Source organism: Shewanella sp. LZH-2 (assembly GCF_016859145.1).
Taxonomy (GTDB): Bacteria; Pseudomonadota; Gammaproteobacteria; order Enterobacterales; family Shewanellaceae; genus Shewanella; species Shewanella xiamenensis.
The window spans coordinates 3598898-3622145 of the sequence record NZ_CP069350.1 but is presented as its reverse complement, the minus strand read 5'-3'; the positions used below and the strand labels follow the sequence as shown (position 1 = coordinate 3622145).

General features: G+C 44.9%; 21 protein-coding genes. 14 read left to right on the top strand and 7 right to left on the bottom strand.

The features are described from left to right. Positions 1-677 precede the first annotated feature (677 nt). From JM642_RS15990 to JM642_RS15975, 4 genes are all read left to right on the top strand, one after another. On the top strand, positions 678-896 hold the full coding sequence (locus JM642_RS15990) for a hypothetical protein (RefSeq protein WP_037421608.1): 219 nt from the start codon (positions 678-680) through the stop codon (positions 894-896). Positions 897-1306: 410 nt separating this feature from the next. Further along, complete coding sequence (locus tag JM642_RS15985; RefSeq protein ID WP_197062286.1) at positions 1307-2842, top strand: methyl-accepting chemotaxis protein; 1536 nt, start codon at positions 1307-1309, stop codon at positions 2840-2842. Between the two features lie 77 nt (positions 2843-2919). After that, positions 2920-4002 (top strand): HD domain-containing phosphohydrolase, encoded by a 1083-nt coding sequence (locus tag JM642_RS15980; RefSeq protein ID WP_203432140.1) that lies wholly within the window; start codon positions 2920-2922, stop codon positions 4000-4002. A 435-nt stretch (positions 4003-4437) separates the two neighbouring features. Continuing rightward, positions 4438-5574: a glucosaminidase domain-containing protein gene (locus JM642_RS15975; protein ID WP_239000454.1), complete on the top strand. Its 1137-nt coding sequence runs from the start codon at positions 4438-4440 to the stop codon at positions 5572-5574. A gap of 745 nt (positions 5575-6319) precedes the next feature. On the opposite strand, the gene JM642_RS15970 is transcribed toward JM642_RS15975, so the two are convergent. The 5 genes from JM642_RS15970 to pyrC form a co-directional block, all read right to left on the bottom strand. After that, positions 6320-6613, bottom strand: a complete 294-nt coding sequence (locus tag JM642_RS15970; protein WP_037428416.1) for a DUF3144 domain-containing protein — start codon at positions 6611-6613, stop codon at positions 6320-6322. A gap of 492 nt (positions 6614-7105) precedes the next feature. Next, positions 7106-7552 carry a hypothetical protein gene (locus JM642_RS15965; protein ID WP_037421597.1) on the bottom strand — a complete coding sequence of 149 codons (447 nt, stop codon included), beginning with the start codon at positions 7550-7552 and terminating at the stop codon, positions 7106-7108. 195 nt (positions 7553-7747) lie between these two features. Beyond that, complete coding sequence (locus JM642_RS15960) at positions 7748-8110, bottom strand: nuclear transport factor 2 family protein (RefSeq protein WP_037421594.1); 363 nt, start codon at positions 8108-8110, stop codon at positions 7748-7750. Between the two features lie 131 nt (positions 8111-8241). Then, positions 8242-9288, bottom strand: coding sequence for a hypothetical protein (locus JM642_RS15955; RefSeq protein WP_203432139.1), 1047 nt, complete (start codon positions 9286-9288; stop codon positions 8242-8244). 136 nt (positions 9289-9424) lie between these two features. Then, complete coding sequence (pyrC, locus tag JM642_RS15950; protein WP_203432138.1) at positions 9425-10456, bottom strand: dihydroorotase; 1032 nt, start codon at positions 10454-10456, stop codon at positions 9425-9427. Between the two features lie 389 nt (positions 10457-10845). Here pyrC and JM642_RS15945 point away from each other — a divergent pair, with 389 nt between their 5' ends. The 10 genes from JM642_RS15945 (at position 10846) to JM642_RS15900 (ending at position 20939) form a co-directional block, all read left to right on the top strand. Continuing rightward, positions 10846-12108, top strand: a complete 1263-nt coding sequence (locus JM642_RS15945; RefSeq protein WP_037428408.1) for an HlyD family efflux transporter periplasmic adaptor subunit — start codon at positions 10846-10848, stop codon at positions 12106-12108. A 93-nt stretch (positions 12109-12201) separates the two neighbouring features. Beyond that, positions 12202-12477, top strand: coding sequence for a hypothetical protein (locus tag JM642_RS15940; RefSeq protein WP_037428407.1), 276 nt, complete (start codon positions 12202-12204; stop codon positions 12475-12477). 108 nt (positions 12478-12585) lie between these two features. Further along, positions 12586-13326, top strand: coding sequence for an ABC transporter ATP-binding protein (locus tag JM642_RS15935; RefSeq protein WP_023269017.1), 741 nt, complete (start codon positions 12586-12588; stop codon positions 13324-13326). Between the two features lie 8 nt (positions 13327-13334). After that, positions 13335-14639, top strand: coding sequence for an ABC transporter permease (locus tag JM642_RS15930; RefSeq protein WP_203432137.1), 1305 nt, complete (start codon positions 13335-13337; stop codon positions 14637-14639). 11 nt (positions 14640-14650) lie between these two features. Beyond that, positions 14651-15850, top strand: a complete 1200-nt coding sequence (locus JM642_RS15925; RefSeq protein ID WP_037421576.1) for an FtsX-like permease family protein — start codon at positions 14651-14653, stop codon at positions 15848-15850. Between the two features lie 97 nt (positions 15851-15947). Further along, a complete protein-coding gene (locus tag JM642_RS15920; RefSeq protein WP_203432136.1) occupies positions 15948-17384 on the top strand; it encodes a sigma-54 dependent transcriptional regulator in 1437 nt (478 codons plus the stop codon). Between the two features lie 40 nt (positions 17385-17424). Then, positions 17425-19080, top strand: coding sequence for an ATP-binding protein (locus tag JM642_RS15915; RefSeq protein WP_203432135.1), 1656 nt, complete (start codon positions 17425-17427; stop codon positions 19078-19080). Between the two features lie 236 nt (positions 19081-19316). Beyond that, positions 19317-19727, top strand: coding sequence for a curli production assembly/transport protein CsgE (locus JM642_RS15910; protein WP_203432134.1), 411 nt, complete (start codon positions 19317-19319; stop codon positions 19725-19727). Positions 19728-19737: 10 nt separating this feature from the next. Continuing rightward, positions 19738-20133 carry a curli assembly protein CsgF gene (locus JM642_RS15905; RefSeq protein ID WP_023269023.1) on the top strand — a complete coding sequence of 132 codons (396 nt, stop codon included), beginning with the start codon at positions 19738-19740 and terminating at the stop codon, positions 20131-20133. After that, on the top strand, positions 20133-20939 hold the full coding sequence (locus JM642_RS15900) for a CsgG/HfaB family protein (protein ID WP_203432133.1): 807 nt from the start codon (positions 20133-20135) through the stop codon (positions 20937-20939). The genes JM642_RS15905 and JM642_RS15900 overlap by 1 nt, the downstream gene beginning before the upstream one ends. Positions 20940-21027: 88 nt before the next feature. Here the strand turns inward: JM642_RS15900 and JM642_RS15895 are convergent, their stop codons facing one another. Together JM642_RS15895 and JM642_RS15890 are read right to left on the bottom strand one after the other, a co-directional pair. Continuing rightward, on the bottom strand, positions 21028-21636 hold the full coding sequence (locus JM642_RS15895; RefSeq protein WP_037421559.1) for a TetR/AcrR family transcriptional regulator: 609 nt from the start codon (positions 21634-21636) through the stop codon (positions 21028-21030). Between the two features lie 22 nt (positions 21637-21658). Then, on the bottom strand, positions 21659-23083 hold the full coding sequence (locus JM642_RS15890) for a coniferyl aldehyde dehydrogenase (protein WP_203432132.1): 1425 nt from the start codon (positions 23081-23083) through the stop codon (positions 21659-21661). Positions 23084-23248 lie beyond the last annotated feature (165 nt).

Below are 23248 nucleotides of genomic sequence, written 5' to 3'. Positions count from 1 at the left end.
GAAGATTCAGTAGCGCGCGTCTTAAGGCTAAAAAACGATAAATTAACAAACTAAATAATTCAAAAAACTGTTTTTAGAATATTAGGTTAGTTAATTACGCGAGTGAGTAAGCTTTAATCAGTCGAACATTTTGGTGCTGAGGCTTTTTAAGCCTTTGAGTAGCAATTGATGGTGTTATTCGCCACAGTAAATCGAGGTGAATTGCTCAATCATTAAGCTATAAATGCCGCGCAAAGCTACTTTTCCAGTTTTTAAAAAGTGCCAATAAGCAAGGGGGGAGCTCAGGTTATTTAGCTTTGGTTATTGGCGCAAAGGCTATTACCGCAATGAAGCCGAGAGAGGATCTCTTTGGCGTTAGCGTGTTATGTCAAAAATATGAATTGATGATTTTATCGCCGATTTTCTGACGTTAGTTAAGTGAGTTGTGATTTTTTGTCACCTAAGGGCTCTTGTCAAATAATCGATCATTCTTCTTGGTAAACTGTTAATTTTGACAGCTTAGAACCAACTTTAATCTTAAACTGCTAAAACTCTGTAATTTAAGGTTTTTGTGTTTTTGTATCTCATTGATTAATGGTATTTATTTGACATTTTTTGGTCATTAAATTGACAGTTTTCTTTAGATAAAACCTCAGCTATATTGCAGATGTCGATACAATTATTGAGGTTTAAATACCATGTTACGTCTACTGACCTATGGCCTCGTTGCCGCTGGCGCTTGGTTTATTTATTTGGATGTTGCCGACTATTTTGGCATGGAGACCTTTGATAAGGCATTAGCTGAAGATGTGCAGCAAAAAGTGGAAGCCCGAAAGGCAAAAGCAGCAGCGGAGCAATATGCACAGCAACTTAAGCAGCAGGTTGATTGCCAAACGACAAAAACATGTACTCAATAATGGCGATGTATCAAGTTTGTTCTTGCTGCGCATAAGTAAGCAACTGATTCGCCACAGTGTCACTGCATCAGAGGGGCAAATAGGATTGTTTGCCCCTCTTTGATTTTAGGTGCTTGCATAAACGACAGATGAGAAATTTGTTTGCTTTGAATGCATTCTATATGCTGCGGGCTTTGGGGATTTAGGACGTGTTGGCGTGTCTGCTATGTTATCGCCTGTTTAGATTGAGTCATGACATCGCACGGACTTTGCTTTGTATAAGTGTCAGTCAAATGCTGCAAAATAACCCTGAAACCTCGCACGCCCTAGTCGTGTTGTTTCATAAAAGTGCAATTAAGGAAAACCTTACTATACTTTTACACTAATCCAACCGTAAATCAGGGATTGTGATCATGGTACACAAGGATGTAGTGACTAAAGATAGTGAAGTCAAATTTTCTGAAGATCTACAGCTCGTTTCCACAACCGATCTTAATGGCGTAATTACCTACGCTAACCCCGGCTTTTGCCAAGTGGCTGGATACCAACTCGATGAAATGATTGGTCAGCATCATAATTTAGTTAGACATCCAGATATGCCGAAAGCTGCCTTTGCCGATTTATGGAAACATTTAAAGCAAGGCAAGCCTTGGCGTGGCATGGTTAAAAACCGTTGTAAAGATGGTAGTTATTATTGGGTCGATGCCTATGTTACCCCCATCTATGAGGATGGCCGGATCTCAGGTTATCAATCAGTCCGTTGTTGCCCTACGCCTGAACATAAAGCGCGTGCTAGTGTGATGTATAAGGAGTTAAGAGCGCTTGAAAACAAGAAAAATATATTTTGGGGCAATAAGTTACTATCAAATCATCTAGTCAGTTTTCTTTTATTATCCATAGCCATTGTCTGTAGTATTTGGTGGCTAACCTTTCCTCAATCACTCTTAGTGATCTTGCCCTTACTTGCTATCATTGCCTTAAATCGACAGCAGTTATTTTTAACGCCTAGATACTTGCAGCGATTAGAGAATGACTACGATAGCATTAGCCGGCTGATTTTTTCTGGTGACGCCCCCCACAGTATTGCAGATTTTCATATCAAACTTGGGCAGGCGCGAATTCGGACTGTTTTAGGAAGAGTTGATGACGCAACCCATTCATTGAAATCTATTGCGGATCAGATTAGTACGTCTATGTCTACCACGAGCAATGATATCACCTCCCAAGATCTACAGATCCAACAAGTTGCTACTGCGGTGACTGAAATGGCATCCGCAGCAGAAGAAATTAATCGTAATATCCAAGCGAGTAATCTACAGATTGAAGAAGCCCGTCGTCATTGTCAGGTGACCAGTCAGCAACTTAAAAATGTTGAAACTGAAGTTGCCTCATTAGCGACCCAAGCTGAACAAGCTTTTGATTCTGCGGTAGCGTTGTCCAGTGAGTCAGAACGAATAGACACTATCATGTCTGAAATACAAGGGATTGCTAATCAAACGAATTTGTTAGCACTCAATGCTGCAATTGAAGCGGCTCGCGCCGGTGAGCAGGGGCGAGGATTTGCAGTTGTTGCCGATGAAGTTCGTAATCTATCTACTCGTACTCATAAAGCGACAGAGCAAATTCAAACAAGTATAGGGCATATTCAGCGTACACTGAATGAATGGAAAGAGTTGATGCATTTGAATGTTGGTAGAACGAATACTTGCCTTTCTAGCACTCGAATTGGAGCGGAATATTTAAATCATATTACGGTTGAAATAGATAAAGTATCCGCTTTTTCCAGCCAAATATCTTCAGCTGCAACTGAGCAACAAGCCGTGATTGAAGATATTAATAGAAATATTAATCTTATTTCATCAATATCCCATGACAATAGTATGAAAGTTGAAGGCGTTAGTGCGACGAGTAAAAATTTATTGAATAGAGCAAATCAACTTAAAAACTTAAGTCAAACCTTTGGTTAGCGATAATAAACAGTTGTTTTTATCGCTAACGAATATGTTTGTATTGTAATTGTTGAGATTTAATTGCGGAGTGAATCATGGATAGGACAATAAATGAACGTGTGCATTATGTTCATGCACGACTCCGTAAAAATTTTGACAAATTAACTAGAATCGCAATTGCTATATATGATCAACATACAGATAAAATTAAAACCTTTGTGCATAGTACAGATGGTAAGCCGCCGTTGAGTTTATATGAGGCAAAATTGAGCGAAACACCTTCTCTCCAACATATAGTGGAAAGCCGCCAAGCTAGGGTATTAGATAATTTATGTACTCAACTTATATATAGTTCTGAACATAGTCGAAAAGTGCTTGAGGCGGGCTACGAATCTAGTTATACCGAACCATTGTATTTTAATGATCGTTTTGTTGGTTTTTTATTTTGTAACTCTAAAGAGAGTAGTTATTTTGATGATGCAATACGTGCTGAGCTTTCCGCATATGCACAAATTCTGGCAGGTATCATTGCAGTTGAATTTCTTTCTATTCAGACATTTAATGGAGCACTTATTACTGCCAGAGCCTTTGGTCGTTATCGTGATGAAGAAACGGCAAATCATTTACACCGAATGTCTTCATATTCGCGCATCATCGCTAAAACAGTCGCAAAAGAGTTAGGATTAAGTGATGAGGAAGTTGAGTTTATTTATCTATTTTCTGAGTTACATGATATAGGTAAAATCGCCGTGCCAGATGCAATACTATTGAAGCCAGGGAAATTAACCGCTGAAGAATTTGAGGTGATGAAAACTCATACCATTAAAGGTAGTGAGATGATTAATTTGATGATTAATGAGTTTAGTCTCAATGGGATACACCATACGGAGATGTTAAAAAATATTATCAACTACCATCATGAACGTTTCGATGGTAAGGGATACCCTGAGGGATTAAAAGGAGAGGATATTCCGTTAGAAGCAAGAATAGTCACTGTTGCAGATGTTCTGGATGCTTTAACAAGTAAACGACCATACAAAGAGGCATGGTCATTTGAGGATGCATTTGCTTATCTTGAGGATAATGCGGGTCAACAGTTTGATCCCAAGTGTGTTATGGCTGTGCTCAATAATAAGCCTGAATTTATTACAATTCATAATCAATATGTTGATCTATAAAATGGTCATTATTTATTGGTGCCTTTCAATGTAACCATACTATTTTCGATTTATTAAAAATAATAAGTCGTGCAAAGTATTTTTATATGTGCAAGCCGAAATACTTAGTTTTATTCAGTCTTGATTCTTAACCATTTCAACCAGTCTTCTGATCGCTAAGATGACTTATGTAGTGAAGCCGATAGTCTATCGCGTTTGCATCTCTACATGTTCCCATTTTTACGATGGAATTTACTGAACGAACATGGCATGCCCGCGGGTCATTTTATCAAAAGCCGCCTCAACTGCTCGACACATGCGATATTTCCGCAGTCAACTCAGTATTACAAACCTAGTTGCCTAGCTATTAAGCAAATTGTCAGGATTTTATTGTTATCTTTCGTGCCCTGTGTTTTGGCTAGTTGGACTGCGATTGTTTTTCTCCAGAGAGATTCCATGTTGATAAACTGTAAACTGCCCTTAGCAATGCTTATGCTATTCCTAATGTCTATGCCTTCACCTCTATTCGCCGCAGCAGAAATGACCGACAACAAATTGGTGTTTAATCAGCTCTTGTCTACGGCGTTTACAACTGAAAAGACTTGCTATCCGCTTGCAAATTGTCAGTCAACAAAACCACCTATTATGGGATTATCAGCCTTAATTCAGCCTTCCTATACCCAAGTGAATAATCAAGATACTCAAGGTGAACATCGTATTGGCGGCATTATATTTCAACCAGAGCGTGAGCAACGGTCTGTGCAGCAGGCTGAACTTCAACCTGTCACTGTAAGTATTCACTCCATTGATGATTTGATGCTATTTTTTGAATCCCTTAATTACACTGCTGAAAATTTCCACGGGGGGAATAAATCGGTTCCGAGATTAACCTTTGATGCCGTAGGTAAAGGATGGCGGTCGGTATCAGAGCAATTGCCTGTGAAGCAAAAGAAGATGGTGTTTTTTAGATTGATGACCCCCTTAGTATTATTAGCGAATGAAAAAGTGTTACAAGAACGGCAACAGGTAATCTCTGCGCCCCTCAACGACACTGGCTTGGTTGCTTTAGCGGTTAAGTACAAAGTTATCAGTAATCCAATACCGTCGTTATCATCGTCCCACAGGCAAGCCATGCTTGAACGGGTAGATATTTTGCCTCCATCTCTAGTATTGGCCCAGGCGGCAAAGGAAAGTGGTTGGGGGACATCGCGCTTTACACTTGAGGGGAATGCCTTGTTTGGTCAGTGGGATTTTAATGGTAATGGTATGGAGCCTAAGCAAAAGCGCCATGGGATGGGGCAGTATGGGCTGGCGCGATTTGAGACTCCCTTAGCCTCCGTTGAAGGATACTTATTGAATTTAAATACCCATAGTGCTTACCACAAAATGCGTCAGCTTCGTGCCGAATCAAGGCAAGCCAATCAAACAATTACGGGTGTTGCACTTGCTGGTACCTTGGATCGATATTCAGAGCGCGGCTACGCCTATGTTGAGATGATCCAGAAGATGATCCGTACTAATAAGCTCTATCTGGCAGATGAGGCCTATTTAGATGATGATATGCCGTTGCATTTGCTCACAAGAACCCACTAATAATTCATGTTTAACATGAGATTGGTTTTAGTTGCTCCGCTTACACACTATTACAAGCGCCATTTTGTAGATTTAACAATCGTAGAGACGACATAAATTAGGTATTGTTAAAGATAGCGTAGATAGGATGTTGTTGGCGCTCTTTGCATACATAGTCCTAGTATGTGCGGATTTAATCTTAAGGACGATGATGAGAACACTCCAACTTTTGGGATTGATACTTACAATAGCCGGGATAGCTTTGGGCTTTATGATGCTCGCCCCCATTGGTAATGAAACATCTAACGCATCTTTAGGAGCGGCAGGTTTGGGTATCATGTTTCTGTTGTTACCTATGCTGGGATGCTCCGCACTGATGTTGATATTTTCTTCAATTGCATTGTTTAATCATGAGGTCAGAAAGCGTACTTATTTCAGAGGATCTTTTTGGTTAACTCTTTGGAAATGTAATCTAGTGATATCGGCTGGATATACTTCGGTGGTTATTTATGTTGCTTATTTATGGATTAAAACCAACATGAGTAGCTAAAAAGAGCCTATGTTAATATTTCTGTTAGTATTCAACTGACAGCAAGATGTTAGTGCTTAAGGCAGACATTCGGTCGCAAATACTGGCTTGTCGTGACGAGAATTAATCAATATTGGATAACGATGTAGCTAAGTGTTGAGGAATGAGAGTCATCACCACTTAAGCTAAAAATTAGACGCCCTGATAACCTTAGGCTATCGGGCGTTGCGTAAACGATTACTTTTGCGTTGCGCGGTAGTGGTCGAAGTTTTCGATATAGTCCTCGAGATTGGCGTCGAGCATTTCTTTATAACGCTCCATGTAGTAGTCCATCATTTCTTGTTTTTTGGCCTGCATTTGCTCTTTGTTTTCAAAGCTGGTGGAGCCAAACCAAGCGTTGTAGCGGGCGAGGGCCCACATAAATGAAGCACTGACTTCACCGGTTTGGATTTCAGTGTTTTGGTTTTGCTGGTTAGCGAGCTTAATCAACTCAGTGGCGCGGGCGTAAAAGGCATTTTGGTTATCAGACATCAGCAATTCCTGTTGTTAGGCAAAATGGTTAAAGAAAAAGGGCGCTTGGCTTTACCCTTTTGGCAATTGCTACTAACCCTAAGGCATTTTGCGGCCAAGGGACAGTCATCCATCTCACAGAATCCGTTGATTTCACGTTAAAATGAGTTGTCGAAAGTAAATCTGGGATAGGTGTAACACTTTTCTGATAAACATTGGTAGGTTAACCATTCTAGTAAAGTTAATCCTAATAGGGTTAACGGGCCTGTGTAAGCATCATAGGCCAATGTTAGAAGCCCGTGATTGATTCATGCTGTAAAGGGCGTTTTGAGGTTCAGGGATATGAAATGTCTTCTGTTGGCTGTAAAGGCAGTCTCGCTTGAATGAGCCCATTCGATACTTTCAAAACGACCATAGTATTAAAGGGCTCATCGCGTATGCTAGCGAACTTTATCTGCTGTAAGCGTAAGCCCCTATTTTTGCGGGATGGCAAGTGTAGGTTGTTACTAGGCGTTACTTGGCCGTAATCGGGCCTTTTGATCCTGCATCGTTATCAATCCACATACTCTCTTTATTCGAGCTGGCATCGGGATAAATGGTGAATTCCACCATACCGTCTTTGAATTTGATGGCTCCACCACTTTGACTGGATTTTACGTGTTTACCGTTAACCCAAACCTGATGTTTATCATCGATTTGAATATTTGCAACCGTTGCTCCTGAGCTGGCTGTTGCTATCCATTGTTGGGCATTGGGAATGATGGCGTCAGCAGCGGCTTTGGGAGAAGCCATTGCTTTGGCATTTTCTTCTTTGGTTTTGTGGATATCGCACCCTTGCATTTCAGACACTTGGGTACAGCCTGAACGCTCAAGTAACTTGCGATACTCATCGTTAATGGCGTGGCAATTTGCGGATAGTAATAGTGCAATACTGGCTGTGAAGATGATTTTAGCGTTCATGTGTTCCCTCGTTGCTATTGAAGTGTGCCTTGTTTATGGCGAATTTAGATGGTTAAGTGTAGTGGGTCTTTAGCCATTTTCTACTCGGGCATGTTGACGTATTGAGATACGATGCTGTTCAGGCAATGCTTTACTCGGAAGATGCGGAGTGAATATAGCGGTTCAATCTTGCATCAAATAAAGCCCGATAACCCATCAGTTAGTCGCAAAACTCCACATATTTTGGATTAGCCCATCGATTACCTCAAATACCACCATCACTTCAAAAGGTTCGTCGTGTATGCCGCTGATCCGTTCGTGATCCACGACCTTATTGCCAACAACCATACGATTGAGGATTTCGGCATGTAAATGCGGCAAGTTAAAGCGTTCATTTTGATAGAAATCGCGAAATGCGGCTTTACCCCGAATAACGGGCTCTGTGGCGGGTGGACGGTAAATACAAACGTTGTCGCTAAAGAGTGCCACAAAGCTTGCAAGGTCGTGTTGGTTATAGGCAACTAACTGGGCTTGCACTAAGGCTTCGGGTGTCACGCTGTTTACGGTTAAATTGCTCAAGGATGATCCCTTACTGAAACGGGTAAGTTTGAAATGCGTTGCTGTGTTGGATGGGAAAGCGCGTTTGGTGTCATCATATTTATCACCATTACAGCCTACTTTCCCAATACCGTAGTTTTGTAATACGTAATTTATTCCAATAGTTTAAGTTGTGTTTTACCCCATTGAGTGGCAAAGGGCATGGCTTCTTGAGGGGTTAAGGTAAACTCCTGCTCGCAGCCGTCACCACGGGGCATTTCCCAAAACTTCATTCCAGTTGCCTCAAGAGTCAGTTGATAATAGCCAGAGCCGTCGGAGGTGGGGCATTCTGCGTTTGGCGGAATATCGGCAAACAGCTTTTGCTTAAGTGCTTGTGGTAACGGAAAACTCATACTCTCAGGCATCGCTTGAGGCTGTTCATTTTCGATAAACCATTGCCATGGATGGAAAGGTTTTCCATCTGCAAGCGAGAAGCTAACAAACTCTTGGCTGATCCCATTGGCACCATAACCCGCTGCCCAGCGATACAAGCGCACACTAAGCCAATGTTGGTTGAGGAAAATGGGTTCTGCAAAGGTTTCGTCAGCCACAAAGCTGCCCATTTGAGCCAACATTCTGCGGCGAGTCTCAAAGGTTTGTGCCAGCTGCGCATCATCGGTGAGCTTTCTCTCAAACCAGTGATTAATTGCCGGAATGCCTTTTTGTGGGCCGTTAAATTCGATGCCGACATCAGTGCCAAAGGTCAGCGGACGGTATTCAATGGTTTGAAAGCGTTGCCATTTTCCACGGCTCACCGAAGGCTTAGTTTCAAGCGGCAGATTGTAGGCATCGGCGCTGCAATCATCATTGTTATCTGGGCTGATTTGCCGCTCAAGTTGTATTGGTAGTGACTTGCTGGCGCTGTCTTTAAACCACTGGCCACTCAGTGTTTGTGGTGTTGCGGTATCAAACTGCCAGTTTCCGGTGTTGTTTTCTTCTTTCCAGATGCCGTCTTGCAGCTCGAGTCGAATTGGGGTGAGGTATTTTTGATAGTAATAACTGCCAGTGCCATATTGGTTAAAGCAGACTCTGATCTTGCTTTTACCCAGTTGTCCCTGCCAAACGCCTGTGAGTTCATCGGCGGCAAACGTGCAGAGTGGCAGTGTAGTGGTAAGTAATAGGCTTGAGGACAATAGCGTTAGTAACTTCCGTGTATGCATACTTTTTCTCTTAAAAGATAATAGGTTATGGTTTTACGTGTTGGTTATAAAAAAGTCGCCCTAAGGCGACTCTTAACGGTTTCGAGCACGATAAGCGGCAGGCTTAGCTAGCCGTTCATCGCGTCAAATGACCTGTTTATTCAACCTGCCAATCGATTTGTTCGCCAGCGCGAATAGGTACGACATTGTTGTCGCCAAGTGGGTAACTGACGGGCACATCCCAAGATTTTTTCACTAGGGTGATGCTATCGCTGTTGCGAGGCAGATTGTAAAAATCTGGGCCGTTGAAGCTGGCAAAGGCTTCTAATTTATCCAGCGCATTAACCGATTCAAAGGCTTCGGCGTACAGCTCAATGGCGGCATGGGCAGTATAAGAACCCGCGCAGCCACAGGCGGCTTCTTTACGATCTTTAGCATGTGGCGCAGAGTCGGTACCGAGGAAAAACTTTTTATTGCCACTGGCTGCGGCGCCTAACAGCGCTTGCTGGTGGGTATTGCGCTTTAAAATCGGCAGGCAATAGAAGTGCGGACGAATACCGCCCGCCAACATATGGTTGCGGTTATAAAGTAAATGGTGCGCGGTGATTGTGGCAGCCACGTTGTCAGAGGCTTGAGTGACAAAATCGACTGCATCCTTAGTGGTGATATGCTCGAGAACGATTTTAAGCTTCGGGAAATCGGCCACGATCTTGCTGAGGATATTCTCAATAAACACGCGCTCACGGTCGAAAATATCAATCGATGAATCAGTCACTTCACCATGCACTAGGAACAACATGCCCACTTCTTGCATCGCTTCGAGGGCGGGGTAGATATTCTTCAAATCGGTGACGCCAGAATCCGAGTTGGTGGTCGCGCCTGCGGGATAGAGCTTAGCTGCAACGATTTTGCCTGAGGCTTTAGCTTTACGGATTTCCTCTGGGCTGGTTTTGTCGGTGAGATACAACACCATTAAGGGTTCGAATTGCGAGCCTGCGGGCACTTGCGCCTTGATACGATCGTAATAAGCCAAGGCGGTTTCGGTATCGATGGCGGGAGGAACCAGGTTAGGCATGACGATAGCGCGGCCCATATAGCGGCTGATATCGCGAACCGTATCTGTTAATTGGGCGCCATCTCTTAGGTGAATATGCCAGTCGTCAGGACGCGTAATAGTGAGTGTTTTCATAGGGCGATTCATCTTATTGGATATGTCTGCTGCGAGGGTGGCAGGATCTTATGTGGCAAGGTTTTAGCTGTAAAGGGAAACTCTGTCATTTGGCGAATAAAAGTGTTAGCGCATGTTGAGCGACTGCAGGCTTGTTCTTTGCTGAGTACCGTACACCTACAAGCAGCCTTTTCTCATATCAAGCGGACACTTTTGCGAAATTTAGGCGGACACTTTTAGTTTTCAACTGTGGTGTCCGCGGACACTTTTATCTTAAATCTTATCTAACACAATGAAAATAAATTCTTTAATGGAATTGGCATAGGTGTTGCTATTACTGGATATCGATTTTTAATAGTGTCCGTAGCGATGGGCATATCCAGCCCTCCGACAGGGAAGCGAGAAACGCCATGATTAAAGATACCAGCGGCCAAGATACTCTCCTTGCGCCATCAAACGCTAAACGTCTCAAAGTGCCCTTGATTATTGGCGGCTGCACCTTATTAGTGAGCGCCTTAGTATGGGCCAGTTTCAGTAGCGATAATGTGAGCAAATCCATTAGCCGTAGTGAGTTAACCACTGCGACTTTATATGTAGGTACGCTGACTCGGGATATCGCGACTACAGGTAAAATCGTCGCGGCCAATGCACCGATCCTCTACAGCACTGAAGAAGGTACAGTGACGCTACTGAGCAATCCTGGCGATACAGTTAATAAAGGCGATGTGGTAGCCAAGCTAGATAGTCCAAGACTGACCAATCAATTAGAACAGGCGAAATCCTTATTAGCGGGTTTGGAGGGTGCTCTTGAGCGTGCCAAGCTGGACGCTAGACGCAACCAATTACAAGTCAACCAAACCTTAGATATGGCCAAGGTTGATCTCGAGGCGGCTGAGCGTGAACGTCGCCGTGGTGAGCAGCTTATTCAAAGTCAGCTGATTGGGCAGATTGACTATGAAAAGGGCAAAGATGATCTGCATAAAGCCAAGCTTAAATTTGAGCATGCGTTGCAAGACGCTGCATTAACTAAGGATACCTTGACCTTTGAAGTAAAGAATAAAGCGCTTGAAGTTGAACGCCAGCAGTTAGCGGTAGGTGAATTAGAGCGCCAAGTTGAAGCCTTAAATATTAAAGCGCCGGTTGGCGGCATTATTGGTAACTGGCTGACAGAGCAAAAAACGCGTTTGAGTGCCAATCAACCGATTCTAACTGTGGTCGATTTAAGTGCCTATGAGGCCGAGCTTGCGGTGCCTGAGTCTTACGCTGATGAACTTGGACTTGGCATGGAGGTTGAGCTGAGCTTTGGCGAAGTCAAACTCATGGGCAAGTTATCCTCGATTTCTCCCGAAGTGCGTAACCGTGAAGTGACCGCAAGAGTGCAATTTGCCCAGAGCGAAAGCCTTAAGCTGCGCCAAAACCAACGCATTTCTGCCCGAGTGCTACTCGAACATCGGGAAAATGTGTTGATGGTCAAACGTGGTGCCTTTATGACCAGCGGTGGCGGGGAGGAGGCTTATCAAGTCGAAGGCGATATCGCTACCCGCCGCCAGATTAAACTTGGTAGCACCAGTATGAGCCAGGTGGAAGTGATTGAAGGCGGTAAAGCGGGTGACGAATGGGTGATCTCGAGTGTTGAGCCCTTCAACCATGCGGAACAGGTTAAGATGCATTGATGTTGTGTGGTAAAAATAGTTATTAATCAAGTTGATGGATTGGAAATAGCCATGGTTAAAAATACTGCGGCGATAAGTAAATAGGAGCCAATAATGAGTCATAAAAATGTTGATATCAGTGTGTTGATGTCCTCCAAGCTGTTTGGCGTATTCGCTTTGGCCCTGTTAGTTGTGGCGGTAGAGCTGGGGATTGGAGAGGCTAATAGTTGGTTTTTCCTTGGCTTAAATATTTTGGAATGGACCAATCCCTTAGACGAAATGCGCCAGATTGGTGATGTCTCGATGGAAAGTGTGAGCTTGATATTCTCTTGCCTAAATGGGCTGTTCGGTAAGTTGAGTGAGTTCATTATGGGTGCTTTTCTGGGCTGATAAGCGGTTGCCTCTGCTTCGTCTGTTACATGCTCAAGTTACATTGAAGTCCCGCGCGTTTTATTAGCCGTTTACGCGCAAAGATAAAAATTAATTAAGGAAATTAAAATGTTATCAATGAAGAATATCAGTAAAGTTTTTAAAACGGACTTAGTAGAAACCCACGCACTGCGGGATTTCAACCTTGAGGTAAACGAGGGCGAGTTTGTGGCGGTCACAGGCCCTTCGGGTTCAGGCAAAACCACCTTCTTAAATATTGCTGGCTTGCTCGAAGGCTTCACCCATGGGGATTATTTTTTAGATGGGATTAATGTCTCCAACCTCAGTGATAACAAGAGTGCTGCCGTACGCAATGAGAAGATTGGCTTTATCTTCCAAGGCTTTAACTTGATCCCCGATCTTAACCTCGCGGAAAACATTGAAGTACCGCTGCGCTACCGTGGTTTTAGTGCCAAGGAGCGTAAACGCCGTGTGGAGCAAGCATTAGAGCAAGTGGGCTTAGGTGCGCGGATGAAGCATTTGCCGACTCAATTATCCGGCGGTCAACAGCAAAGGGTAGCGATTGCCCGTGCTTTAGCGGGGGAACCCCGTTTTCTGCTCGCCGACGAACCTACGGGTAACCTCGACAGCTTAATGGCCCGCCAAGTGATGGAATTATTAGAGAATATTAACCAATCTGGCACCACCATCATCATGGTGACCCACGATCCTGAACTGGCTCGCCGCGCCCAGCGCAATATTCAAATTGTCGATGGACAAGTCTGCGACTTTACCATGTATCAACCCAATGCGGCCCGCAGTGCAAGCCACAGCAGTGTCGATAAACTGGTTGCTAACGCCCAAGGCTAGGAGCGGTTATGTTCTTCTATTACTTAGATTTAGCTTGGCGTAGCATTAAAAAAACGCCCATGTTGTCGGCATTGATGATCATGGCGATTTCCATCGGCATAGGCATCACGATTACCACTCTTAACATTTACAAAATGATGTCCACTAACCCTGCGGGGGAGAAGTCCAGCCAATTGTTTGCGGTGCAACTGTGGAGCCAAGGTCCAGATGCTTGGGATCGCTTCGATCAACAGATCACCTATCAAGACGGGATGAACTTACTTAAGAGTGATATTCCGAGCCTGCAAACCCCCATGTTTCGCACGGGCGGCGCGGTGCAAACCGAAGATCCGGCTTTTTTACCTGTACTGCAATCTCGGGTTAGGGTGACCAATAACGACTTTTTCCCACTGTTTGGACTTGAGTTTCAATACGGTCAGGCATGGGATGACAGCGTCGATAAAGATGCTCGCTACGAAGTGGTACTGACCGATGAGCTGAATAAGACGCTGTTTGCGGGCCAAAATAGTGTCGGCAAGACAATTTATTTCAATGCTAAGCCTTATCAGGTGGTTGGCGTGCTTAAGCCTTGGGCGCCGAGTCCAAACTATTATGACCTTAACAACGGCGCCTTTGGCAATGTGGATACCTTGTTTGTGCCCTACAGCTTAGCGCCGATTGAGGAATATGGCAGTTGGGGAAATACCAATGGCTGGAACTATGAGAGCATCAACAACTACGCGCAGCGTTTAACCTCCGAAAAGCATTGGACACAATTTTGGGTACAACTCGATACGCCTGAACAAGTCGCTGAGTACCGTCAGTGGGTTCGCCAATATATTGAACAACAAAAGAAATTAGGTCGCTTTAGCTCACCTAAGGCCGATGTGCAATTGTCCGATATTGACCAATGGCTAGTCATTAATAAAGTGGTGCCAGAGGATAACAAGGTGCTGGTGGGCCTCAGTGCACTCTTCCTCATTGTTTGCTTAGTCAATATGTTAGGTCTGTTGCTGTCTAAGTTTTTACGCCGAGCTCCCGAAATTGGCGTGCGCCGCGCCATCGGCGCCAGCCAAGGGCAGATCTTTGCCCAACATATGGTGGAAGTGTCTTTGATGGGATTATTCGGTGGCTTACTCGGCTTGGCTTGGGCTTGGGGCTCACTTGCGTTGCTCACAAAGAAGTTTCAACTTGAGGCTTCGATTACTCATCTCGACGCCAGCATGTGGCTCATTGCGCCTGTTATTGCCATTTTTGCAGCGATTGTGGCGGGTATTTATCCTGCGTGGCGTGTGTGTACCACTAACCCAAGTGTTTATCTTAAGAGCCAATAATCGGGGGCAATATGTTACATATCAAACCTATTCTCAGCAGTTTATTACGCAGTAAAAGCGGCCCCTTACTATTGTTATTACAGATTATTCTGTCTGTGGCTATCGTCGCTAATGCCAGCTTTATTATCGCCGAACGATTAAATTTAATGGCGCGTGAGTCGGGGATTGTTGAAAGTGAAGTCTTTGATTTCAGTATTTATCATTTTGATAAATCGACAGATTTAGTCGCGCAGGATAAACGAGATTTAGAGATCATTCGTGCGATCCCTGGCGTTATCGATGTTGCACCTACCTCTATGGCTCCCCTGAGCGGCGGCGGTTGGTCGAGTAACTTTACCCTAGGGCCTGAGGAGCGCGCTAAATCTACGCCCAATACCGGCATGTATATGAGTGATGAGCATTTTATCGACTCCTTAGGGCTGAAGTTAGTTGAAGGACGTAATTTTTATCCCCAGGAAATCACCACAGAGTTGCTGGAAGATGGGGGCAAGATGATCGTCACTAAAGCCTTTGTCGATAAGGTGTGGCCGAATGAATCAGCGCTTGGCAAGAGCGTATATATGGGCACACAGCACTTTGTGGTGATTGGAGTGCTGGAGCGCTTACAAACGGCATGGGTTGATAATAGTAACCTTGAGTTTAGTTCTGTGTTGTCGGTGAATTATCCCGCTGACTATAAACGTTATTTAGTAAGAGCTAAGCCAGCTGATATTGAGCGCTTAAAAGAGGTCATCCCCGAAGCCCTGCATAAAGAATATCCTAGCCGGGTAGTCGAAGGCTTTACAACCATGAGCGAGCGCCGTATCGAGGCATATCGTGACCATGAATTAATGGCAACCGTACTAACCATGATGGTGGTATTGCTGTTGTTGATTACCTCACTTGGGGTGACAGGGATGGTGATGTTCAATATCCAGCGTCGCACCAAGCAGATTGGCACTCGCCGCGCGTTAGGTGCTAAAAAGCGCGATATTATCAGCTACTTCCTAGTGGAAAACTATCTGCTATGTCTGTTAGGTGGCACTTTGGGTGTGCTGTTAGCGATTCAGTTAGGCCAGCAATTGATGAGCCTGTATAGCTTACCTATGCTGGCGCTTTCCTATCCATTATTCACCGTTGTTGGATTATTTGTGGTGACCACCCTTGCGGTGTACTTACCTGCACGCAAGGCTGCCAAGATATCTCCGGCGACAGCGACGCGTACTGTGTAACATAAGCTGAGCGGCATAAAGTGCGATAACAGTAGGATGTTATTGCACTTTTTGTTACTTTAAGGTTAATAGTTTTACTCGGGATATACTTTGCCACATGGACACAATTCTGATTGTCGACGATAACCACGCCATCTGCCAGGCCTTGGGCTTAATGCTGGAGATCAATGGTTATCAGGTGTTAACTTGCCATACACCAGATGATGCCCTTGGTCTGATCGCGACCCATGATATTGATCTTGTTATCCAAGATATGAACTTCACCCGCGATACCACCTCTGGGGAAGAAGGGCGGCAGTTGTTTTATGCATTGCGTGATAGGCAGCCGGATTTGCCGATCATTTTAATGACGGCTTGGACGCAGCTCGAAACCGCTGTTGAGTTGGTTAAAGCCGGCGCCGCTGATTACATGGGCAAACCGTGGGATGATGCTAAATTACTAAACAGCATTACGAATTTAATTGCTCTCTATAAGCTTGCACGTACAAATCATCAGCTCGAGCGAGTTAATTCACAACGCCAAGTCGCGATTGCCGATGCGGATCTGTGCGGGATTGTTTTTGGTAGTGGTGCGATGCAGCGTTGTATTGACTTAGCCTTACAACTGGCACGCTCCGATGTATCTGTATTGATCACAGGCCCTAACGGTGCCGGTAAAGATAAGCTTGCCGATATTATCCATGCCAATTCTCCCTTAAAAAACAAACCCTTTATTAAGGTTAATGTGGGGGCTTTGCCAATGGAGTTGCTCGAAGCCGAACTCTTTGGTGCCGAGGCGGGGGCGTTTACGGGGGCTAACAAGGCGCGCATTGGTCGCTTTGAAGCGGCCGATGGCGGCACGCTGTTTTTGGACGAAATAGGTAATTTACCCCTGTCGGGCCAAGTGAAATTGCTGCGGGTATTACAAACCGGAGAATTCGAGCGCTTAGGCAGCCATAAAACCTTAAAGGTGAAGGTGAGAGTGATCAGTGCGACTAACGCCGACCTTGCCCAAGATATTGCCGAAGGGCGTTTCCGTGAGGACTTATTCTACCGCTTGAATGTGATTGAATTGGCCTTACCGCCGCTGAATCAACGTGTTGATGATATCTTACCTTTAGTGAAACATTTTGTAGGCGAGAGCTTTAGCCTGAGTAAACCTGCGCAGCAAGCCCTATTACAGCACCGCTGGCCGGGCAATGTGCGGGAGTTGGAAAACGCCTGCAAACGTGCGGCACTGTTGGCCCAAAGCCGAGTGTTAACCGAAGCCGATTTTGGTTTGCCCCCTGCCCATGGAAGTCATTCCAGTGCAATAAACACTACGACATTTGGGCGAACCTTGTCCGCAATAACACCGATTGAACCGCAGATGAAGAGTTTGCATCATGACGTGCCTGCTCAATCGGACTCCAGCGACGCTATGGACGTTAGCCGTGAGCAGATTGAAATGGCCCTAAGGCAACACAAGGGCGTGATTGCGCGTGTGGCGAAATCCCTAGGCTTGAGTCGACAGGCTTTGTATCGCCGCATGGATAAGTTTGGTCTAGAAAAATAACCATAGCATGATAAACACTGAGCATTAGGCGGAATTTTAGGTGCAACTGCGAACAAAATTAATCATTTATTCAACCGTTTGTTGCGCCTTAGGTGTGCTCTTGACCTTAGGTGCTGTGAGCTATCGTCCGTCTATCTCGCCCGTTGAAGTCGCTGAGCTCATCAAGATCCCCGATATCACTATACCGCCCTTCGATATAGATAAGCTGCAAGAGACTGTCGAGGCAGCGATAAAAAATAACGAGCAATTACAACAAACTCTGCCATTGCAGGAGCGTTTAAGGGCGGAACAGATTAAGCATGAGCTGCAAAAGTTGGAGCAACTTAAGCAAGAACAGCTGCAAATAAAGCTCTATAAACTCGAGCGGCTTAAAGACGGGCTCTTTAGTCCTTCAGTCCATCCTGAGGTGCCCCCCATAGCGCCACCCGCTGAATCTATCTCGCTGCCTAAGTTGAAGTTAGAACACGAGGCTGTGTCCACACCGCCAATTACTCAATGGCTATTCATATTACTGTTTGCCTGCGGAATCTGTGCCTTAGGTGTGGCTTGGTTTACCCGCCATTTAGCTCGCAGTCTCAATGCCTTAGAGGTTGGTTTACTCAACTTTAATGACAATGACTTTAGCGTCAGCATTCCTGCAAATGGTGAGGGGCAGTTGAAAGCATTGGCTGAGTTATTCAATGATTCGGCGGCTAAGCTGCGCCAAGAGCGGCAATACATTTACCAGCGCGAATTGCTATTGGATAAGGTGATTCAAAGCTCTCCGAATGTGATGTTGCTGTTTAACGACCACCAAAAACTCATGTATGCCAACGATGCGGCGCGGCATCTTTTTCATATCAAAGGCAAGATGGAAGGATTGAGCCTCGACGAGTTGCTGCAAGACTTACCCGAAGCACTTGCCTTGGCCCTTAAGCAAGAAAAGAGCGGCCTGTTTACCATGGGTGAGGATGATACTGAGACTTGGTATCTGAGTCGTGGCCAGTTTTTACTGAATAACCAGCAGCATAACTTAATTTTGCTCAAGCAGATGACTCGAGAGCTCAATCGTCAGGAAGTGGCGGTATGGAAGAAGGTGATCCGCATTATCAGCCATGAGCTAAATAATTCCGTTGCGCCAATCGCCTCCATGGTGAACTCGGGGCGTTTACTGACGAAAGATCTCGATAATCCTAAGCTTAAGCTGATATTTGACACCATAGAGAGTCGCACGAATCACTTAAGTCAGTTTATTTTCAATTATGCGCGCTTTGCTAAACTGCCTTTACCACAGCGACGTGAGGTGCCATGGCAGCAGCTTGTCGAGCATTTAACCCAGCATTATCCTTTTACCTTAGCCAATGAGTTGCCCGCTGAAATGGGTTATTTCGACCAAGGGCAAATGGAACAAGTCCTGCTGAATTTACTGAAAAATGCCCATGAATCAGGTTCTAATCCCGATGAGGTCACGCTATCGATTCGCTTTCAAACGCTGGTGGATGGAGCGGGCTTTAGTATCAAAATCGAGGACCGCGGCAGCGGTATGTCCGAGGAAGTGTTAGAGCAAGCCCTATTGCCCTTTTACTCAACTAAACAATCGGGTACAGGCTTAGGCTTACCACTTTGCCGCGAAATCATTGAGGCCCACGAAGGCAGTATTAGCATGCATAATCGCAGCGACGGCGGGCTATCAGTACAACTTTGGTTACCGCAATAATCTGCGTTTAAGAGTGTATCAAGAGTTTTCATTACTCATTCTAACGTATTACCCAAATGGGCTATTTTGCGGTTTTTACCTTAGCTTTTTGGGCTAATTTAGGTCTCAGTCTAATGACTAGCGATCTTCAATCCTGTTAACCTTTCTTTAATGAAAATAAGCGTGAAATGTTACATGCACAACATGGCGTAGTATGCGTTTACGCTAAAGCGGCATCTTAAGGTAAGGAGGGACCTGTGAAATCGTTAATTCAGCGGTTGTTGTTCAGTTTCTTATGTCCATTCTTGTTTATAAGCGCTTCCGGCGCGTTAGCCGATGATGATATTGAAATCAGTGGGCTTGTGATAGATAGAACCTTAACGCGTTTTGGTAAGGATTTTGGTTTTTACTACTCAAGTTATTGGCGCGAATTGCCGTTTACTCAAGGGTTTAACGTGACCTTGTATGAAACTGTATTTCCACAGGCGGGGACAGTTTTGAATTTAGAAGTGAATGGAACTCGTATTTACACCACACACTTTGGTCGTCGGGCGAACCCGATTAAGGAGAGCGCAGAGCAGGCCATTTTGTTGACGATTGATTACTTAGCTCAAGTCAGGGCTAATGCGATTACGGGTGATTTTTCAGGAACATCGGACGATTTGTAGGATAACAATAATGACATTCAGGACGTTACTTTCTCTTGCTGTGCTTTGCATAGCTCACACTAGCCAAGCAACCGAATTAATCTATACCCCCGTCAACCCAAGCTTTGGGGGCAATCCAGCGAATGGCTCCTTTTTACTCAATAAAGCGCAGGCTCAAAACGATAATAAAGCCAGCTCTACTGAGAAGGACTTTGTTACTCGTTTTAAGGAATCATTGGAACGTAACATCATTAACTCCATCACCCGCGGCGTTGCCGATGGTGAGATCACCGATGGGGTGTACGATACGGGCGATTTTCGTATCGAAGTCGCTTCTACTGGTACCGGGGTGATGTTGACCATCACTAACATTGAAACCGGTGAAGTGACTGTGATTGAAATGCCAACTTTTGGAGGCGGAAACTAATGGCACGTTCCATCCTTATCGCTTCTATGCTGCTGAGTATGTCCGCCTGTAGCTTGATCCCAAAGCCTGACTTAAATATTACTCCTGCTCAAGTTAATCCGATGAGTGAGGTGATGAAGGAACTACAGAGTCAGCCTGGGCCTAAGTTTCCTATTCCGGTAGCTGTCTATTCGTTTCGCGACCAAACAGGCCAGTATAAGCCTCAGGCGAACGTGAGTTCATTCTCCACCGCGGTCACACAAGGGGCGACATCTATGCTGATGCAAACCTTGATCGACTCTAAATGGTTTACGCCCGTTGAACGTGAAGGCCTACAAAATTTATTAACTGAGCGCAAAATCAGCAATAAACAAAATGGCTCAAAGGGCGATGATATCCCCGTGTTATCGACGGCGAGATTGCTGTTAGAAGGCGGCATTATCAGTTACGAGACTAACACCAGCACAGGCGGTACAGGGGTTGAATATTATGGTATCGGCGCCTCGGAAATGTACCGTGAAGATCTGGTCACTATCTATCTGCGTGCTGTTGATGTTCACACAGGCAAAGTGATGATGTCTGTATCTACAAGTAAAAGGGTACTTTCACAGGAAATGCGTGCAGGCCTGTTCCGTTATACCAGTTTGAATCGTTTGGCCGAAGCCGAAGTCGGTTTTACCACCAATGAACCAGTGCAGTTTTGTGTACTACAAGCCATTGAGTTAGCAGTCGCTGAGCTTATCGAAAAGGGTGTAAAACAAGGTTATTGGAGTGCTTCGCAGTTGTCGCAACCTATAGAAAAACAACCTGAATTAAGCCAAAGCTGATTATACTAATCGTATTAAATATCTGTTCATTCAGTTAAACATCGCCACAATCGAGCCAGATATAAGTCTGGCTCGATTGCTTTTAGGTTTAGTCAGCCCGTAACGCCTTCCAAAACAGCGCAAAGCTGGCATCACGATAATGTTTATCTCTGCCCAATTCGGGGTTATCTATAAAAAATCGTGTGGCTGCTAAGTATTGTCCGTGGCAATTTTCAAGCATTAATTCAATGGGATAGTGGGCAATTAATCCCATTAGCTGCCCTTTTTTTATCAACTGGGCGATAAACCCTAAGATGCTATTCATTGCTTGTTCGCGGATAGAAGCCGCAATCATAGGTGACATTGAATATTGCTGAAAAAATAATTGCTTGATTGGATTATCAATCGACCAGTCAATCGCGCTCTGCCAGAGGATTTCTGCATGCTCTTTAAGATCGCTCCCTTCTTTGATATTTAACAATAATGCATTAGCAAACTCTTGTTTAATCGTGAGAAACAGGCTTTCCATCAACACTTCTTTGGTTGGGAAATGATGAAACAGTGTGCCTGTCGCTACGCCAGCCTGCTTGGCAATTGAAGCGGTCGAGGTGGCATGAAAGCCTTGGCTGACAAATAACGATAAGGCGGTATCGAGTATCGCCTGACGTTTATCTGTCATGGGCTTAGTATCTGTATCTGTTGGTAATAAGCTCGACATAACTACTCCTAAGCGGCCCGTATTAGCGTAAAAACAGCTTCATCAACATACGTTGGATAAAAGTGCCATAGGGAGGATGGACAAACTTACCCGTGTTGAAGCGACCACGGCTCAGCACGGTTTTGGCGTGGCTAAAGGTGAGGAATCCTTCTTTACCATGGTAATGCCCCATACCTGATGGGCCTATGCCGCCAAAGGGCGCATCATCGGCTGCTACATGGAATACCGTTTCATTGATACAAACACCGCCAGAGTGAGTTTGCTTGAGGATTTTTTGTTGGCTCGCCTCATCAAAACTCATCACATAGAGCGCTAAGGGTCTGGCGCGACGGTTTACGTAGCTAATGGCTTCATCTAAAGAGTCGTAACCGATAACGGGTAATAGCGGCCCAAAGATTTCCTCTTGCATCAATAGCATATCTTCGGTGGTATTAGTAATCAGCTGAGTGGCGAGTTTACGATTCTGGCTGTCTATCGCTTCATTTGAGGCAGAGATAATCTTGGCACCTTTGGTTTTGGCATCCTCGAGTACTGTCATCAAGCGCTCAAACTGGCGGGCATTAATAATGCTGCCGTAGTCCTTATTTTGGGCAATTGCGCCGTACATGGCTTGGAATTTTGCTTGATAGGCTTGAATAAAATCGCTCACTTTAGCGTTAGGGCAAAGCACATAATCAGGCGCTACACAGATTTGTCCAGCATTCAAACACTTACCATAAATCATTCGTTCTACCGCTATCTCTAGTGGTATATCGGGGGCGATAATTACTGGCGATTTACCTCCGAGTTCAAGGGTAACGGGGGTGAGATTATTGGCCGCGGCGCGCATCACATGGCGGCCAACCGTGGTTGAACCAGTAAATAGGAGATGATCGAAGGGCAGTGCTGAAAACTGCGCCGCGACATCAGCTTCACCTTCGACAACGGCAACATGGGATTCATCAAATACTTCGGCTAGCAACTGTTTGATAACGCTGTTAGTTGCTGGAGTAAATTCCGAAAGTTTGAGCATGGCATGGTTGCCCGCAGCAATCGCCGTGACTAATGGCCCAATGGAGAGCATGACGGGGAAGTTCCAAGGCACGATTATCCCAATAACGCCTAGTGGCTGATAATGCACTTTGACTTGGGCGGGGGCGAGTAAGATGCCCGCATGGCGGCGGCTTGGCTTGAGCCATTTTTTGAGGTTTTTCAAGCTGTAATTGATGTTATTGACCACAGGCATAATGTCGGAAATCAGACTGTCATCGACCGAACGATGGCCATAGTCCTGTGATAACGCTTCGACGAGCGGCTGCTGGAATTTTAGCAAGGCGGCTTTAAGGCGGATTAAGCGTTCTTTACGGATCGCATAATCAGGATTCGGTGCGGCTAAGTAACTTGCACGCTGACGTTGGAGTAACTCGGTTAACGGCGAGATTTTTGCTGCGTCTGTTGCCATGTTCATCGTGGTCCCTTGAGTGCAAGTCTTAATAAAATAAAGCCGTTTGTTGCTCAATACACAAACCGACTGATTAGTCGGTTTATCCTAGCGGTTAGCGTGATTTTGCGCAAGCATACTGATGCATTTATGAGCAAGATCACGGCCTGATAGAGACTTAGCTTTTACACT